Origin of the sequence: Caballeronia catudaia (genome assembly GCF_001544755.2) — a bacterium.
Taxonomy (GTDB): domain Bacteria; phylum Pseudomonadota; class Gammaproteobacteria; order Burkholderiales; family Burkholderiaceae; genus Caballeronia; species Caballeronia catudaia.
This window is the reverse complement of sequence record NZ_FCOF02000082.1, coordinates 1-14,038: the sequence shown is the minus strand read 5'-3', so window position 1 is coordinate 14,038 and position 14,038 is coordinate 1. Positions and strand designations below refer to the sequence as shown.

General features: G+C 61.8%; 11 protein-coding genes and 2 pseudogenes. 7 read left to right on the top strand and 6 right to left on the bottom strand.

Annotated elements, in window-relative coordinates:
• Positions 1 to 260: 260 nt before the first annotated feature.
• Positions 261 to 707, bottom strand: coding sequence for a response regulator (locus tag AWB75_RS35115; protein WP_061128546.1), 447 nt, complete (start codon positions 705 to 707; stop codon positions 261 to 263).
• 199 nt (positions 708 to 906) lie between these two features.
• Between AWB75_RS35115 and AWB75_RS35110 the strand changes: the two genes are divergently transcribed.
• The 3 genes from AWB75_RS35110 to AWB75_RS35100 are packed head-to-tail and all read left to right on the top strand — an operon-like array spanning position 907 to position 1,820.
• Complete coding sequence (locus AWB75_RS35110; RefSeq protein WP_061128545.1) at positions 907 to 1,179, top strand: CopG family ribbon-helix-helix protein; 273 nt, start codon at positions 907 to 909, stop codon at positions 1,177 to 1,179.
• Position 1,180: 1 nt separating this feature from the next.
• The gene (locus tag AWB75_RS35105) at positions 1,181 to 1,585 is read left to right on the top strand and encodes a type II toxin-antitoxin system RelE/ParE family toxin (protein WP_235012408.1); all 405 of its coding nucleotides are present in this window, start codon (positions 1,181 to 1,183) and stop codon (positions 1,583 to 1,585) included.
• Entirely contained in the window at positions 1,551 to 1,820 is a 270-nt protein-coding gene (locus AWB75_RS35100) for a hypothetical protein (protein WP_061128544.1), read from the top strand. The genes AWB75_RS35105 and AWB75_RS35100 overlap by 35 nt, the downstream gene beginning before the upstream one ends.
• Here AWB75_RS35100 and AWB75_RS35095 read toward each other — a convergent pair.
• From AWB75_RS35095 to AWB75_RS35085, 3 genes are all read right to left on the bottom strand, one after another.
• Positions 1,815 to 4,613 (bottom strand): protein-arginine deiminase family protein, encoded by a 2,799-nt coding sequence (locus AWB75_RS35095; protein ID WP_061128543.1) that lies wholly within the window; start codon positions 4,611 to 4,613, stop codon positions 1,815 to 1,817. The genes AWB75_RS35100 and AWB75_RS35095 overlap by 6 nt on opposite strands.
• 33 nt (positions 4,614 to 4,646) lie before the next feature.
• Entirely contained in the window at positions 4,647 to 7,595 is a 2,949-nt protein-coding gene (locus tag AWB75_RS35090) for a hypothetical protein (RefSeq protein ID WP_061128542.1), read from the bottom strand.
• 564 nt (positions 7,596 to 8,159) lie between these two features.
• Complete coding sequence (locus AWB75_RS35085; RefSeq protein ID WP_061128541.1) at positions 8,160 to 9,038, bottom strand: metal ABC transporter solute-binding protein; 879 nt, start codon at positions 9,036 to 9,038, stop codon at positions 8,160 to 8,162.
• Positions 9,039 to 9,275: 237 nt separating this feature from the next.
• Here AWB75_RS35085 and AWB75_RS35080 point away from each other — a divergent pair, with 237 nt between their 5' ends.
• The 4 genes from AWB75_RS35080 to AWB75_RS35065 all read left to right on the top strand — a co-directional run bounded on the left by AWB75_RS35080 (position 9,276) and on the right by AWB75_RS35065 (position 13,399).
• Positions 9,276 to 11,627, top strand: coding sequence for a TonB-dependent receptor (locus AWB75_RS35080; RefSeq protein WP_061128540.1), 2,352 nt, complete (start codon positions 9,276 to 9,278; stop codon positions 11,625 to 11,627).
• Between the two features lie 26 nt (positions 11,628 to 11,653).
• The gene (locus AWB75_RS35075; protein WP_061128539.1) at positions 11,654 to 12,301 is read left to right on the top strand and encodes a MotA/TolQ/ExbB proton channel family protein; all 648 of its coding nucleotides are present in this window, start codon (positions 11,654 to 11,656) and stop codon (positions 12,299 to 12,301) included.
• Positions 12,298 to 12,696 carry an ExbD/TolR family protein gene (locus AWB75_RS35070; protein ID WP_061128538.1) on the top strand — a complete coding sequence of 133 codons (399 nt, stop codon included), beginning with the start codon at positions 12,298 to 12,300 and terminating at the stop codon, positions 12,694 to 12,696. The genes AWB75_RS35075 and AWB75_RS35070 overlap by 4 nt, the downstream gene beginning before the upstream one ends.
• A gap of 157 nt (positions 12,697 to 12,853) precedes the next feature.
• Positions 12,854 to 13,399 (top strand): TonB family protein, encoded by a 546-nt coding sequence (locus AWB75_RS35065; RefSeq protein ID WP_235012407.1) that lies wholly within the window; start codon positions 12,854 to 12,856, stop codon positions 13,397 to 13,399.
• Between the two features lie 142 nt (positions 13,400 to 13,541).
• Here AWB75_RS35065 and AWB75_RS39615 read toward each other — a convergent pair.
• Positions 13,542 to 13,731, bottom strand: a pseudogene (locus AWB75_RS39615) (DDE-type integrase/transposase/recombinase); the annotation flags it as partial.
• A gap of 73 nt (positions 13,732 to 13,804) precedes the next feature.
• Positions 13,805 to 13,933 (bottom strand): annotated as a pseudogene (locus tag AWB75_RS39060) (MarR family transcriptional regulator); the annotation flags it as partial.
• Positions 13,934 to 14,038: the final 105 nt, after the last annotated feature.

The window sequence follows — 14,038 nt, the reverse complement described above, 5'->3', positions numbered from 1 at the left end:
GACCGAGCCGGATAAAAAAGCTGACCCAACGCCTGCATGGAGCGCAGGCATTTGAAACCGTGTTCTGCAGAGCGTCCCTAACTTGTGTCATCCCGCACGCGCACGCGCTCACCTTGCGATGGGTTCTCGGTATAAGAGTAGCGCCTGTCCCGCCGGCTCAAAGGTGGATCAAGTCCGACTTCGATATCTGTCAGCGACGTGGAAACGGGAAACACCCGGACGGTCATCCTATCTGAGCGCTGGCGACGGCTAACTGGCCTTTACAGCGCGCACTGAGGGCACACACGCGTGAGCCTTGCAAGAAGCATCATCAACGGTTGGAGTAAGTGACCCTTCTGGCAATAGGCGTCGAAGTCCTTTTCGGAAGCCTTTCGCCTAACAAAGTCATCGTCGTGTGCCGTCAACGCAACGATGATCGTCTCAGCCGTTCGAGAATCATTTCGGAGGATCCTCGCGACCTGAAAACCGTCGATCTGCGGCATCGAGATATCGAGAAGCACGACGTCTGGCTGCCAGTTGCCTGCGGCCGCGATCGCCGCGCCGCCGCCGTAGACGGGTTTTACTTCGAGCTCACAGAGCGCAAGGTATGCGGCTAGTGCGTCAGCTGCGTTACGGTTGTCGTCAACGATCAGGACGCGGGGGTCTCGGCCTATTACCGTCGTCGTCCGAGACGTCCAAGGTCGCGCAAGAGGATGAAACGAGGGCACGGCGCTCCTAAGTAAACTGCTAAAGCATGCATCTAGTCTACCTCATTTCCTGAACGTTCAGTTTTCGACCTCAGTGGTCAGCCACTCACAAATTCGCACTTAACCGCGGCTGGCTTCCAGGCGGGAGCGATCAGGGGCAGACCCAGTGCCGGCGGATCGAGCGCAAGAGGGTGGCCACGCTGCGAATAAAAGGTGCCTAATGGCAAAGAGTATTAAGCGTGACGACGAGTTGAAAAGTCGCGTTCAACGGCTCGCTGGTCTGCACGACCGGTCAGCACACCGGATCATGCGCGGGGCCATCACCCAATACGTTGATCGCGAAGAGAAGCGAGAGGCGTTCAAGCAGGACGAAAAACTGGCGCGGGGCGCGTATCGGTCGACGGGTCTTCATGTCACGCACGACGAAGCCGACGCATGGTTGGCGAAGTTGGATTCTGGCGAGGACGCGGAGCCACCTAAGTGCCACGAGTGATTTGGATGCCGCCGCACTCAATGACGTGCAGCGCCTGTATGGCTTTCTCAAGCCCGAGAATATCAACGCTGCGCGCCGCTCCGTCGGACCAATCCGTGCTGGTGTGAAGACGTTGGCGGACCAGCCTCGAGCAGGCCGCCCCGTTGATGATATGGATTTCGAATTCCGGCAGTGGATCATTGACTTTGGAGACAGCAGATACGTCGTCCTCTACCGTATCGACGGCGAGAGCGCAGCCGTTTTAGCTGTCCGCCACCAAAAGGAAGTCGTGTATTTTCAATACGGTAGTAATCCTGATAATGTCTATCATCGGGATAGCGTTTCAGGGGTAGAATGGGGCTTTTGCCATTTACCTGAGAGGGTGGGGGCCCGTGGCACAAGACTTTGCCGGCTTTGGTGCCGATGACGGCGGGGAGGAGGACGACCATCATTATTTCGGCGCCACGCCTGACCCGGAGGTCGCACGCCTCGTGCTCGAACTCGACCGCACCATCATGCGCAACCGCCGTGCGGCGGCGCTGCGCCAGATCGTGCAGGGGGAGCCTGTGCCGCTGCCGGTCAAGCCCAGCCGCGTCGAATTGCTGGTCCTCACGGCCCTCGTGCTGACCTATGGCCCCTTTGACACACACCATTCGCTATGAACTGCCACCACCGGTGCTGCCGGGCTGGTTGGCGAGCGACTGCGCCACTGCGGTCTTGAGCGTGGCCGCATCCATCGTGCGCATCACATTGGTCGCGCAGTGGATACCACCCGCGTGCGTGTGATAGAACCAAGAGTCGACGAATTTCACGGTGAGGCCCAGGCCCTCGAGTATGAACTGCGTAAAGGCTTCGAAGACGTCCACGGTGTTCTCCGGGATGCTGATCTTGATCCACTTGCTCGAGGCCGGGTAGTCCCGGCTGTCGAAATTGCTGGGGTTGGCATTTTTGATACGGTCCTTCACCTTCTGGATGTCGGTCCGGTACTGCTTGTCGGCCGGCGCGTTGAGGGGAGAGTCGTCCTTCGCGTAGTCGCGGGCGGGGTTCTTGAATTCGTCGAAGCCGTCGCGGAACAGGTCGGCGATCGTCGTCAGGGTCTCCGGCGCATTGCTCCAACCGGACTTGTTCAGGGCCGTCGGATCGAATTCGATCGAATACACCCAAGCCTTGGTCCAGTGCGTGGTGACGTCGAGCCCGCGTCGATGCAGCCCGCCGACCGTGAGGTTCTTGAGCGCCGCATCGCGCAGTGCGGTCGGCAATGTCGCGCTGTCCAGCCCTAACAGGAAGGCCTTGAGCAAATCGACGGCCGCTGCTGGTCGCATGCGTGGACCGTAGGGCTTGGGCAGCATCACCAGGTGCCCGAGTTGCTGCAGGTTCACCAGGCCCGGAATCAGCGCCATGGTCTGTTCGGTGAGGAACGAATCGACGCGGTCGAAGATCATCGGCAGCGGGACGACAGGCACCCCGTCGAACTCCTGGCTGAAGACAGTGTCGAGCCCGGCGTCCGTGATCTGCGAGAACTCCTTGTCGGTGAACCCCTTCATCAGTGGGTAATCGGCCAGTTTCGCGGACTGGCGCTTGCTGCCCAGGAACACGTCGTCGATGGTTCGATTCGTCTCTCGGCAGATCTCCAGCACCTCGTCGACGATCATGCTGGCGCTGTAGGCGCGCGGGGCCATGTTCTGGCGTATCAGGATCAGGAAGCGCCGGTCATCGAAGTAGGCGCTCGGTGGCGGTGGAATCGTCGTGGGCACTGTGTCGAAGTCGTGCAAGTCATACTTGCCGAAGCGCCCGACCAGGAAAAGGTAGGCATTTGGCGGTAGCAACGACTGGACATCCGCAGCGGTCTCCTCGTGCGCCCACTTGCGGCCGCGGAACAGCCGGGTGACTAGCACGCCTGCGTCGCGTGCCTTCTTGACGGCGTCCAGCAGAGTCAGCCCGAGCGTCGGACTGCCGCGCACGATGCAGAAGGGGCCGGTGTTCGAGAGATTGCTCGGAACGAAGCCGACGATCTCGTCGACGTGCCCAACCCCCAGCCAGCTCGTGTCAAATTCGACCGTGGGTTGGCTGAAGGTCTGCCGGTCCAGCCGGTCGAGCAGAAAGCGCAGGTCTTCGCTTGCGACGCTGCCGACGACGACCTTGCCGAATGGAGCGCTGCGCGTGCGCGGGCTCACTTCGATGTTGCCGCCGTAGTTCGTCGACGAGTGCAGGTCAAACACAGTGGACGCGAGCTTGTTGATCTGGGGTTCGTCGAGCTCGAACGCAGTCCCGTTGATTGTGATCCTCACCTTCGTGCCGACGAGCGGCATCAACTGATCGACGGCGGCCAGCTTGGCCTGCAGCGCGTTGGCCGCCGCATCGCGCATGGCGCGCAGGCGCGCGTCCGCGATCGACCGGGTGCGCAGCACATTGAGGTTGGAGGCGAGCGACTTGCGCCTCGTATAGAACTCGGGCGCACGGCTCGGCGCGGCCGGCGAGGCCTGCAGCGCCTGCAGGACGGAGGCGAGCTCGGACCACAGGACGCTGACCCGCGTCATCGCGGTAAGGATGGGGTTGGTGTCGCGTAGCGTGAGCTGCAGCTGCGTCGGGGCGCCGGCGCTGGTCGAGGCTGTGACACTGAGCTTGCTGGTCCAGAAGTCCTTCATGACACCGACGTTGACCGAAGGAAAATGCTTGTCGGCGAAGATCGCCAAGTTGCTCGTTGCATCGCTGGGCCGCGAGTTGCTGCGCATCCTGGGCAAATGCACGATTACGCCCATCTGCTCGAACTGGTCGTCGAAGGTCATCGCGACCTGGAACTGGTCCTGTAGCCAGGTGTCTCCGTTGCAGACGACGGCTGGGACCTTGACTAACGGCACGCCGGACCCGGCCATCGCGCTCGTGATGTCCAAAACGCTCGGCTGGTTGTCGTCGGTGTCAGCGATATACAGGCGTGTCGGTGCGTCGAGGTCGCCGGTCAACACCAGGCTCGCGGCGGATCCTTTTAGCGTCACATCCTGGACCTTGGTGTTGCCGTCGGTGAATGACACGTGCAGGTCGGCGATGGCCCGCCCGCGCAGCAGCGGCGAACTCTCGAAGGTACGCGCCTCAAGGAAGAAGACGAGTTGATCGGCGGGCAGCTTGGTACTGACGGCAAATGCGGCGGCGATGTCGATGACGCCGCTAGGCTGGGGCCGGCCACTTTGGTCGATCAACGTGATCAACGTGCCGAGGCCGTTCACCGTCGCCTGCAGCATCGGGTGCGCAGCCCGCTCGGCGGTGCTCACCGTGAGGCGCAGTTCGTACAGCTGCGGGTCGAGAAGCCGGCGCACTGGAACCTCGGCGTCAAGCACGACCGCCTTGGCGGGATCGGCCAGGTCGACGTCGACCGATGACGGCAGTGTGCGCCGCTGCGCGTTGATGTTCGGCAGCATGCGACGCGGCGTGCCCTTGACAAGCGTGAGAGCGGCGTCCACGTGTTCAGGTCCGTCGGTGGGCGAAGGCGGCCACTACGGATAGGTGGGGAGCGCGGCGTCTTTCTGCAGATAGACGAGCGTCGTCGGCAGGATCACCTGCCACGGATCGCCCTCGGGCGTAGCGCCTTGCAAGTCGTCGGTGAGGTTGCGCAGTTCGTCTGCGAGCGAGATGAACATCGGATCGTTTAGACGGGGCGGTTCTCCGCCGTTCCAAATCGCACCGTTGTTCTCTAAATAGTACATGACCGCGTCGTTGTACGCCGGGTGGACCGGCACGACGACCCGCGCCGAGCCGGCCTGCAGAAACTGTGTGAACAGGGAATCCTCGTCGTAATTGGTGGTCTTCGCTATCCATTGCGACTGGCGGCCCCAAAAGTACGGGTAGAAGAGATAGGTGAGATTCTCCCATTCGAAGGCCTGCTCGAAGAACTGGACGGTCTGGCCTTCGCGGACCGCCTGGTGCAACTCGAAGTCGGGCGGGTTGTCGCCGCTCTGCTTCATCGCGCCGAACGCCCCGAAGGTCCAGGTGTCCATCAGCAGCTTGACGCTCGCCTTTTTGAGCTCCATCTGCTCGATCTTGCGGTTGATCCCCGGGTTTTGTCCGTGGATCGCGATACCCTTCTGGGTCTGTTGGGCGGCGACCTGCTGATCGTAGGTGGCCTTAAGCGCCTGGTATGCGGCCATGATCTTCTCGAAGGTCTGGATCTGCCAGAGTTCGTAGGTCTCAGACGTACGAACGCAGCTGGCGACAATGTTCACGAAGTACGAGTTGACGTCGTACATGTCGACCGAGGCGGGGATGATGCCGTCGTACGCCGCGGTCGTCCCGCCTGCCCAGTCGATCTTCTCACGGCCGCTGCCGCCGGTCGTCGTGAGGCTATACCAGTAGTTGTCGATGCCGACCGAGAGCCGAAACTGCGGGAAGGCGGCGTGGACCAGCGACAGGCTCACCGCGAGCGAGTCGCACAGATAGCCTTGCGGAACGACGAGGTCCTTTGACGATTTGGACAACGGCGTGCCGTCGTCGATCTTCGCATCGGACGACATCGTCGCGCTGACGACCTTGCTATACGGCAGCGGCGGCTGACAGCCCTGGACCTGGTAGTCGCGGATGAATGTCTGATAAGTGAGCTCGGTGATGTCGCGGTGCGTCAGGCCGGCCGGAAGCGGCACCGGCGCGATGATGGCGACCTTCGGCTGGTGCGTCTGCGCATAGCCGTAGAACGCCGCCGGCTCGGGGATGATGAACTCGAACATCATTCGTTTGCCGTAGTTGCAGATCTGCGCCTCGTAGTACTTGTCCACCCACCGGTAGATCCCCGTCAAGTTGTCCGGCTGCCCCTTGTTGTCGAGGCCGTGCGTGTCGATCTCTTCAACCTCGTGCAGCTGCTTGGTGATCTGCTCCTGCCGCACGCTTTTCTGAATTCGCGTGACGGAGCGGTCAACGACCTCGCGAGCGAAGTTCGACGAACTCTTCGTCGATTGCTGCGACGACGTGCTGTACGCAAAATCGCCGTGCGCGCCAAAAGTCACCATGCCGTAGGAGCCCGACACGGTGACCCCGGCCTGCACGCTCATCTGCTCTTGGATCGTGTTCTCGCTCTCCTTCTTCAGCTCGAACCGCTCGGTCGTCTGGGTGTCCTTGGTCGTGTCCTCGATCGTCTCGGTCGTCACGTCGAGCGTCTGCTCGGTGCGGTCCAGCGTCCGGTACTTGCGCTCCTTGTACTCGCCGCGCAGCACATTCTCGATGTGCGCGACCTCGCCGAGTTGATAGCTGAGCAGCTTCTGCTTGACGACCTTCAGGTCCCCAATGCCGAGCGGGCGGATCTCGGCGCGCACGTTGTCGTTGGCCGGGATCAACGGCCAGAGTGGCTGGAAGACGATCTGTTTCAGCCGGTTCGCGATGACGTTGACTCCGGGGATCAACTTGACCTCATCGGAGGCGAAGTCCATCAGGCGCGGATCGTCGATGGCACTCAGGTTACTCATCGTCGCCTGCAGCCGATCGTTGAGCCGCGTCAGGGCGTCGGACCGGTTAAAGTTATCCTGCTGCGCTAGCACGGCGTCCAGCAGGGACTTCGTGGATGCCGACAGCGCCTTATAAGCAGTGGGCTCGATCGTGATCTTGGTCTTCAGCGTTGTCTGGGTCGCCGAGGGCTTGGCCGAGGTGGCCGATGCCGCGGCGCGCGGCGCGCGCTCCGGCGCCTGGTCAACGACAGGGGAGAGCCGAGGGCGACTGGTGATACGTTGCGCACTGGCCGCGAGCGGCACGGTGCGGACCTCGGCGACCGCATGCGTGATGTTGGCAAGGTCGGTCCAGAGGTTCTTGTAGCGTGTCACGGTCTGCGCCGGCGGCTCCGTATCCATGCCGGCAGGTGCCGGCACGGCTGGCTTCGGTAGGGTCGTGAAGACCTTGTTGATGATAGGCGTCGCGTTCAGGATCCCCTGCAGCGTCGCCGCGTCGGCCACCGGGCGCTTGTGATACAGCAGGTTCAGCAGGTGGTAGGTGCGCAGATTGATGGTCAGGGCGCCGAGATCTTGGCCTGCGTATCGACTCAGGACATAGAACGCGTAGTAGTTGTCCCAGATGGCATTGCGCTGGCTGGTCGCCGCGTCGGCCGCGTACAGGTCGGCCAGCGACTTGCTGGTCGCCGCTTCAATGGCGGCGGTCAGTGACGCCGTCGAGACGGCCGCAGCCGGAACTTCGGCGGCAGCTTTTGCGACCGCATCTAGCGTCAGGTCTCCGCCGGCCTGAGGGAAGAGCAGGTCGTAGTTCTGCTCTCGGATGAACTGCTTCAGCTTCGCCGGCAGCGTTGCGACGTTATCCTGATTGAACTGCGCGAGGAAGCGGGCGACCGGCGTGCGGGACGCCAAGCGATCGTCGACGGTGAAGTTGTACTGTGTTGCGTCCTGCGATGGCGGTGTCGGCGGACGCAGTGCGACGAACTTGAAGACGTCGAAGCGGTTGTCTTGCGCTGCCATGGCGAGCTCCCGGCAAGAGCAAAGTGGTACCCGATTCTGTTCCACTCGGTCAGCGATCGCAAGTTTGAGTTAGGGATGGCTCGCCACGCGATGCTCGGCGCATCTCTCGCAGCGAAACGCACGTGCGATAGAGCGCTGCGATGCCACTCCGTAGACAATGGCTGCAGCATCAGAGGTACCGCTCTTCCCGGATAGATAACGTGGGAAGTCAGCGAACGCCGCTGGCGAACAGCCGAAAAGCTCGTCCACAGTCATGGACGAAGGTCGAATGCGAATGACCGCTTGCGCGAAAGCTGGGGGCTGCCGTGCGTCGAACTACTCGAAAACGATGGGTCTGCCCAAAGGCCGAGTTTGCTATGAGTCGGCGATTCGGTCGGCGGTCGGCGCCACCGTATGAAGGCTGCCTCTCGGACGCCGAAATGGAAATCCTGAGATGCTGGCACGTTGTGCCGTTGCTGCGATTTCAGAATGCCTGCTCGACGTAGGATTGGGTGGCGGGCTGACATTAGCGCCGTCACCCGATCAACTTCGGTAATCGGGCGCGCGTTCAAACGAAAATCGCGGTTACGGCGCGGCGCGCGACAACGCCTTCTCGACCGCGTCGAGTTGCCCCAGCATCCAGTCTTGGTAAGTCTTCCCGCCAGGCGCGGTCTCGGTCACGCCGACCACCGCCACACCCGTCTGCTTCGCCAAATCCTGCATGCGCTTGGCCGCCGCGTTGCTCGCCTGGCTGTTGTAGAAAAGAATCTTCGCCTTGTGACGCTTTAAGTCGTTTTCAAACGCGGCGATGTCGGACGCACTCGGCTCCGTGTCGTTCATCACCGCAAGCTGAAATCGCTCGTTGCGCATGTTAAAGCCAAGCGCCTGTGCCATATAGCCGAACACCGGCTCGGTGGCGGTCACCGGCGTGCCCGCGTACCGCGTCCTGATGGCCTTGACCTTGTCCTCAATGGGCTTGAGCGCGGTCAGGAAGGACTGCAGGTTCTTCTCGTATTCCGCCTTGTGCGACGGGTCGCTGGCCTCAAGCGCCACGGCGAGTTGCCTGGCCACCACCGGCATGGTGGCCGGATCATACCAAAAGTGCGGATTGTCGCCGCTCTTCTTGTGCAGCAGTTGGCCGGCCACCAGCGTGCGGCGCCCCGGCGCTTTCGAAGCGGACAACAACTTCTCCATCCACGGGTCGTAGTCGACGCCGTTATAGACCACCAACTTGGCCGTGGTTAGCGCCCTGCCGACACCAGGGCTCGCCTCGAACAGATGCGGATCCTGTTCCGGGTTGCTCAGGATACTGGTCACACGCACGTGCTCGCCGCCGATCTGCCGGGCGACATCGCCGTAGAAGTTCTCGGCAGCGACCACGCTGACTGGCGGCTGTGCTGTGGTTGCCAGCGTGGACATGCAAATGGCGGCGGCGAAGACAATGGCGCGCAAGGTGAGCTTCATATTTGCCTCGACTAGATGATTTCGACAGTGCTATGTTATAACATAGCGTCGATTGGTTTCCGCCGCTATCCGTGACGCCACGAGTGCTGTGTTTCTATTGACCAGTATCGCGACCGCGTTCCGACTTCGGATTGCTATGTTATATCGTCTCAAATCTAAGCGTCTAGAGATGCATTGACGCCCGGGAGTGCGCGCCCGGGCCGTTGCAAGAAATTTCTCACTCGTACCAGAAAATACATGAACCACCGCACACTCGTTTCGCATGGCGCCGCCCTGCTGTTTGCGCAGGCGCTCTCCGCTCATGTCCTCGCTGCACCGACGAGCGCCGTGTTGACTGGCATCGTCACGGATGCGGAAGGTCGTGCAGTCGCAGACGCCCACGTGTCGATTCAGGATGCGAACGGCAAGGCCGTCGCGCATACGAGCACGGGGCGAGACGGCCGCTTCACGGTGGAGGGTATCGAAGCCGGCACGTACGCGGCCACCGCCGGCGCGAAAGGCTTGGGCGCCGCCACCCGTATTACGACGGTGGAGCCCGGGCCGCCCCACCCATTCAAAGTCGTGCTTGGAAAGGACGCCGCGCTTGAGGTCACGGTCCACGCGCAGCGACTGGACCGGGCGCGCAATGGACTGCTGCCGGAGGTCGGCAGCAGTGTGTATCGCATCACGCAGGCCGATATCAATGCGTCGCCGCAGGGCGAGAACACGCCGCTCAACCAGGTGTTGTTGCAGGCACCGGGCGTCGCGAACGACTCGTACGGTCAGGTCCACGTGCGCGGAGACCATGCGGACCTCCAATACCGGATTAACGGCATCATCATTCCCGAACCGATTACGGGCTTCGGCCAATCGTTCGATACGCGGATCATCGACCAGGTGAATCTCATCACGGGCGCACTGCCCGCCCAATACGGCTATCGGACGGCAGGCATCGTCGACATCCGCACGAAGTCGGGTGACACCGGCAACGGCGGCTCAATCGATGTCTACGGCGGCAGCCACGAGACGATCCAGACAAGCGCCGACGTCTACGGTTCGAAAGGACCCCTCAGCTATTACTTCGCCGGCACGCTCGGCATGAACAACCTCGGCATCGAGGCCCCGACGTCCGATGGCAGTCCACTGCATGACCATACCCGGCAGGGCAACGGCTTCGGCTACCTGTCGTACCTGATCAATCCGCTGGCCCGCGTGAGCCTAATGTTCGGCACCGCGAGCAATCAGTTCCAAATTCCAAACACGCCGGGCGTGCCGACGAACTTCACGCTCAACGGTAGTTCGACCTTCGATTCGGCGAACCTGGACGAGACGCAGTCGGAGTTGAACAACTTCGCCGTGCTCGCCTTGCAGGGAACGAACGGCGGCGCGCTCGACTATCAGGTTGCGCTCTTCACGCGCTATTCGCGCACCAAGTTCAATCCTGACCCGATTGGCGACTTGATGTTCAACGGTGTTGCCTCTTCGGATTTCCACAGCAACCACGCGAACGGTGTCCAGGCCGATACCACCTATCGGCTGAACGACCAGCACACGCTGCGCGCGGGCATCATGTTCCAGCAGGAACACGCGGTGTTCAACGACAGCGTTGCGGTCTTTCCCGCCGATGCCGATGGCAATCAGTTGTCCGACCAGCCGTTCACGATCAACGATTCGAACAGCAAAACCGGCTATCTGTACAGCGCCTACGTGCAGGACGAGTGGAAGCTCACGAGCAAGCTGACGCTGAACTACGGCCTGCGCTATGACAGGATGGACGAATACGTGCAGGCGAGCCAGTTGAGTCCGCGCATCGGCCTCGTGTATCAACCAACCAACGCGACGACCCTCCATGCGGGCTATGCGCGTTATTTCACGCCTCCCGCATTCGAACTCGTGTCCGACTCGACGATCAGCCGCTTCAACGGCACGACGAACCAGTCCGCGAGCACACAGAACGATCCGGTGCAACCGGAGCGCAGCCATTACTTCGACATCGGCATCACACAGCGCCTGACACCTGCGCTGACGGTCGGCCTCGATGCGTACTACAAGAAGGCGTCGAACCTGCTCGACGAAGGCCAGTTTGGCTCTGCGCTCATCTTCACTCCATTCAACTACCAGTATGGCCACGTCTACGGGCTCGAGCTCACGACCAGTTACAAGCAGGACAACCTATCGGCGTATCTGAACATCGCGTACAGCCGTGCGCAGGGCAAAAATATCAACTCGGCGCAATTCAACTTCGGGCAGGACGAACTCAGCTTCATCGCGAACAACTGGGTCTTTCTCGATCACGACCAGCGCGTGAGCGCATCGTTCGGCGGCACCTACACCATCGGCAAGACGACGCTGACCGCGGACGGCATTGTGGGTAGCGGGCTACGTAGCGGCTTCGCGAACACCGACAAGCTGCCCTGGTATGCGCAGATAAATCTCGGCGTGATCCAGCATTTCGATGAGCCGCTGGTCGGCAAAGTCGACGCGCGGCTCGTGCTCATCAATGCGTTTGGGCGCGTGTACGAGTTGCGCGACGGCTCCGGCATTGGTGTCGGCGCGCCGCAGTTCGCACCACAACGCGCGCTGTACGCGGGCATCACCAAGCACTTCTGACGGGCCGCGCAAAAGGAAAACACATCATGAACGATTGGACGAATCTCGCCGATGCGGTTCGCCTCGGCGGCTGGGTTGTGTATCCGCTGACATTGCTCGCGGTCGTGGCGCTGGCGATCATGCTCGATCGCGCCTACGCCTTTTGGCGGTTTGCGCGGGTGCCGGGCCGCATCACTGAATCGCTCGCTTCTGCCGGCCAAGGCGATGGCGACCCCTTCCTTAGCGGCTTCCCCGGCAACCTCCCGCAGCAACATGCGCTGAATCGCCTTGGCCGGGTGCTAACCGACGGCCGGGCACCGCTCTGGCGGGTCGAATCAAAAATCGAGGCCATCGCGGCACAGATTGAGCGGGACATGAGCCGCGGCCTTTGGCTTCTCGAAACGATTGTGACCGCCGCGCCCTTGCTTGGCCTGCTCGGCACGATCGTCGGGATGATGCATTCGTTCAGGCTGATCGGCGGCGATGGGCTGGTGAACCCGGCGGGGGTGTCGGGCGGCGTCGCCCAGGCGCTCGTCGCGACGGCGCTCGGCCTCGTGATAGCACTCGTCGCGCTGTTTGCGTTCAACTATTTTTCGCGTCGGCTCGATCGGTTGATGGATGAACTCGAGTCGTGCGCGAACGAATGGCTCGGTGACCTGCGCCTGGCCGACGAACATCGCAGTGGGCAGTCATGAAGCTACGGCGCTCACGCACGTCCAAGCGCGGCCGGATCGAAATCATTCCGATGATCGACGTGATGTTCTTCCTGCTCGCCACTTTCATGCTGACCTCGCTCGCGATGCAGCGTCTCGATGCGGTCCGGGTGACTTTGCCGCAGGGCCGCGCGCAGCAGTTGTCGCAGGATACGGCGCTGACGCTCTCGGTCGACCGCGCAAATCACGTCTTTATCAATCAGCAACTGGTGCAGCTCGATCAGTTGGCGCCAGTTGTCGCGAAGCTGCTGCATCGCGATGGCAACATCGTCGTGGCGGCCGATGAAGGCGCGGCAAATGGTGTCGTCGTACAGGCGATGCTGGAGGCGCGCAAAGCGGGCGCCCAGCACTTCCTTGTCGCCGTGCATCGTGAGTAGCCCTGCGCGAGTCCTGCTCGCCGCGGTAGATCGGCCTAGGCTGCGCTTCAGCATCGCACTGGTTCTGGCCGCATTGCTGTGGCTAGCCTTTTTGATGCGCGCGTCGTGGTGGCTCGCGCCGGATAAGCCGACCCCGCCTGCGACCGTGGCACTCGACATGCAGCTGGTCGAGCTCGCGCCGCCGCCCGCGCCGACTTCAGCACAGCCGCTGACGCATCCGGCCGTTCGCGCGCAGCCTCTGTTCCAGCTACGTCCGCCGGCGCATGTTCAGCCTGGCCCGCGCATGGCGTCGCCTGTCACGAGACAGGCGGTGATTCAGAGGCCAGCGCAACAAGCCATTCGCCAAGATACCGCGACGACCCGCGATGAAGCCGCAGAGCATTCGGCCAAGTCACCTGAAAACGTTGCCGCGGCGCCTTCAACGACGCCGTCCGGCCCGACACAAGCGCGTTTGCTTTCGCAACCGTTGCCCGTTCTGCCGGACGACTTGCGCGAAGTGGCTTATCAGGCGGTCGCTGTCGCCCGCTTCGACGTCCACGGTGATGGCAGTTTCGATGTTGAGCTGGTGAGGCCGACGCAGAACCCGCGACTCAACCAGATTTTGCTGGAGACGCTGCGCAAGTGGCGCTTTTTCCCGGCGATGGAAAACGGTCATCCGATCGAAAGTCATCAGGATCTGCGGGTTCATTTCAACGTGGATTGATGAACCCGGAATGGGTGGCACGCCCCCGCGCGAGGCGAAGTTTCAAATGGCAGGGGTGTGCTTGCTCGGTCGGTCCCGCGCAATTTAGGCGAGCGAGACCGCTTGCCAGCCCGTCAACAGGACGAACACCTGCCAGGCCCAGCGTCCCGTCGAAGTAGACGAGCGCTTCACGCAGGGCATTCGCACAGCGTCGCGGCGTCCTCACGCGCGGTGAACCACACGAAGCTCGCGCGGCTGTAACCCGTCGTCGCGACCAGCGCGAGCAATGGCTCGCGTCCTCGCCGGATAACGGTGAAATCGGCCTGCGTCTGCTTGCCGGGCGCGGTCTCGAAGGGTCATTTTTACATCGGCGCTAACACCTAGCAGCGCTGCGCGGGCATACAGTACTCACCGAAGGCGTGGGTTTCAATTGCCGCCAATGCGCAGCGGTGCACGACTTTTTTTATTATTCAAATGCACAAATTTGCGTAGCAGGCGCACCAGATTTTCCGAGTCCTCTTTGCCCATTCAATCGAATAAGCCAGCCCGAAGCTCCTTAAACCCCTGGCCTGAATTTATTGAGGGCGGCCTCAAAAGCGAGGTGCAACACTTGTCTCGTATAAGGTGTTGCAATGCCCGACAAAACTACTTCGTACCAGC

What these genes read in the sequence shown, in the direction of transcription:
- AWB75_RS35090 (WP_061128542.1), bottom strand. Translation starts at nt 7,595, where the DNA reads ATGGCAGCGCAAGACAACCGCTTCGACGTCTTCAAGTTCGTCGCACTG.
- AWB75_RS35070 (WP_061128538.1), top strand. Translation starts at nt 12,298, where the DNA reads ATGAAGCTACGGCGCTCACGCACGTCCAAGCGCGGCCGGATCGAAATC.
- AWB75_RS35075 (WP_061128539.1), top strand. Translation starts at nt 11,654, where the DNA reads ATGAACGATTGGACGAATCTCGCCGATGCGGTTCGCCTCGGCGGCTGG.
- AWB75_RS35080 (WP_061128540.1), top strand. Translation starts at nt 9,276, where the DNA reads ATGAACCACCGCACACTCGTTTCGCATGGCGCCGCCCTGCTGTTTGCG.
- AWB75_RS35065 (WP_235012407.1), top strand. Translation starts at nt 12,854, where the DNA reads ATGCAGCTGGTCGAGCTCGCGCCGCCGCCCGCGCCGACTTCAGCACAG.
- AWB75_RS35085 (WP_061128541.1), bottom strand. Translation starts at nt 9,038, where the DNA reads ATGAAGCTCACCTTGCGCGCCATTGTCTTCGCCGCCGCCATTTGCATG.
- AWB75_RS35110 (WP_061128545.1), top strand. Translation starts at nt 907, where the DNA reads ATGGCAAAGAGTATTAAGCGTGACGACGAGTTGAAAAGTCGCGTTCAA.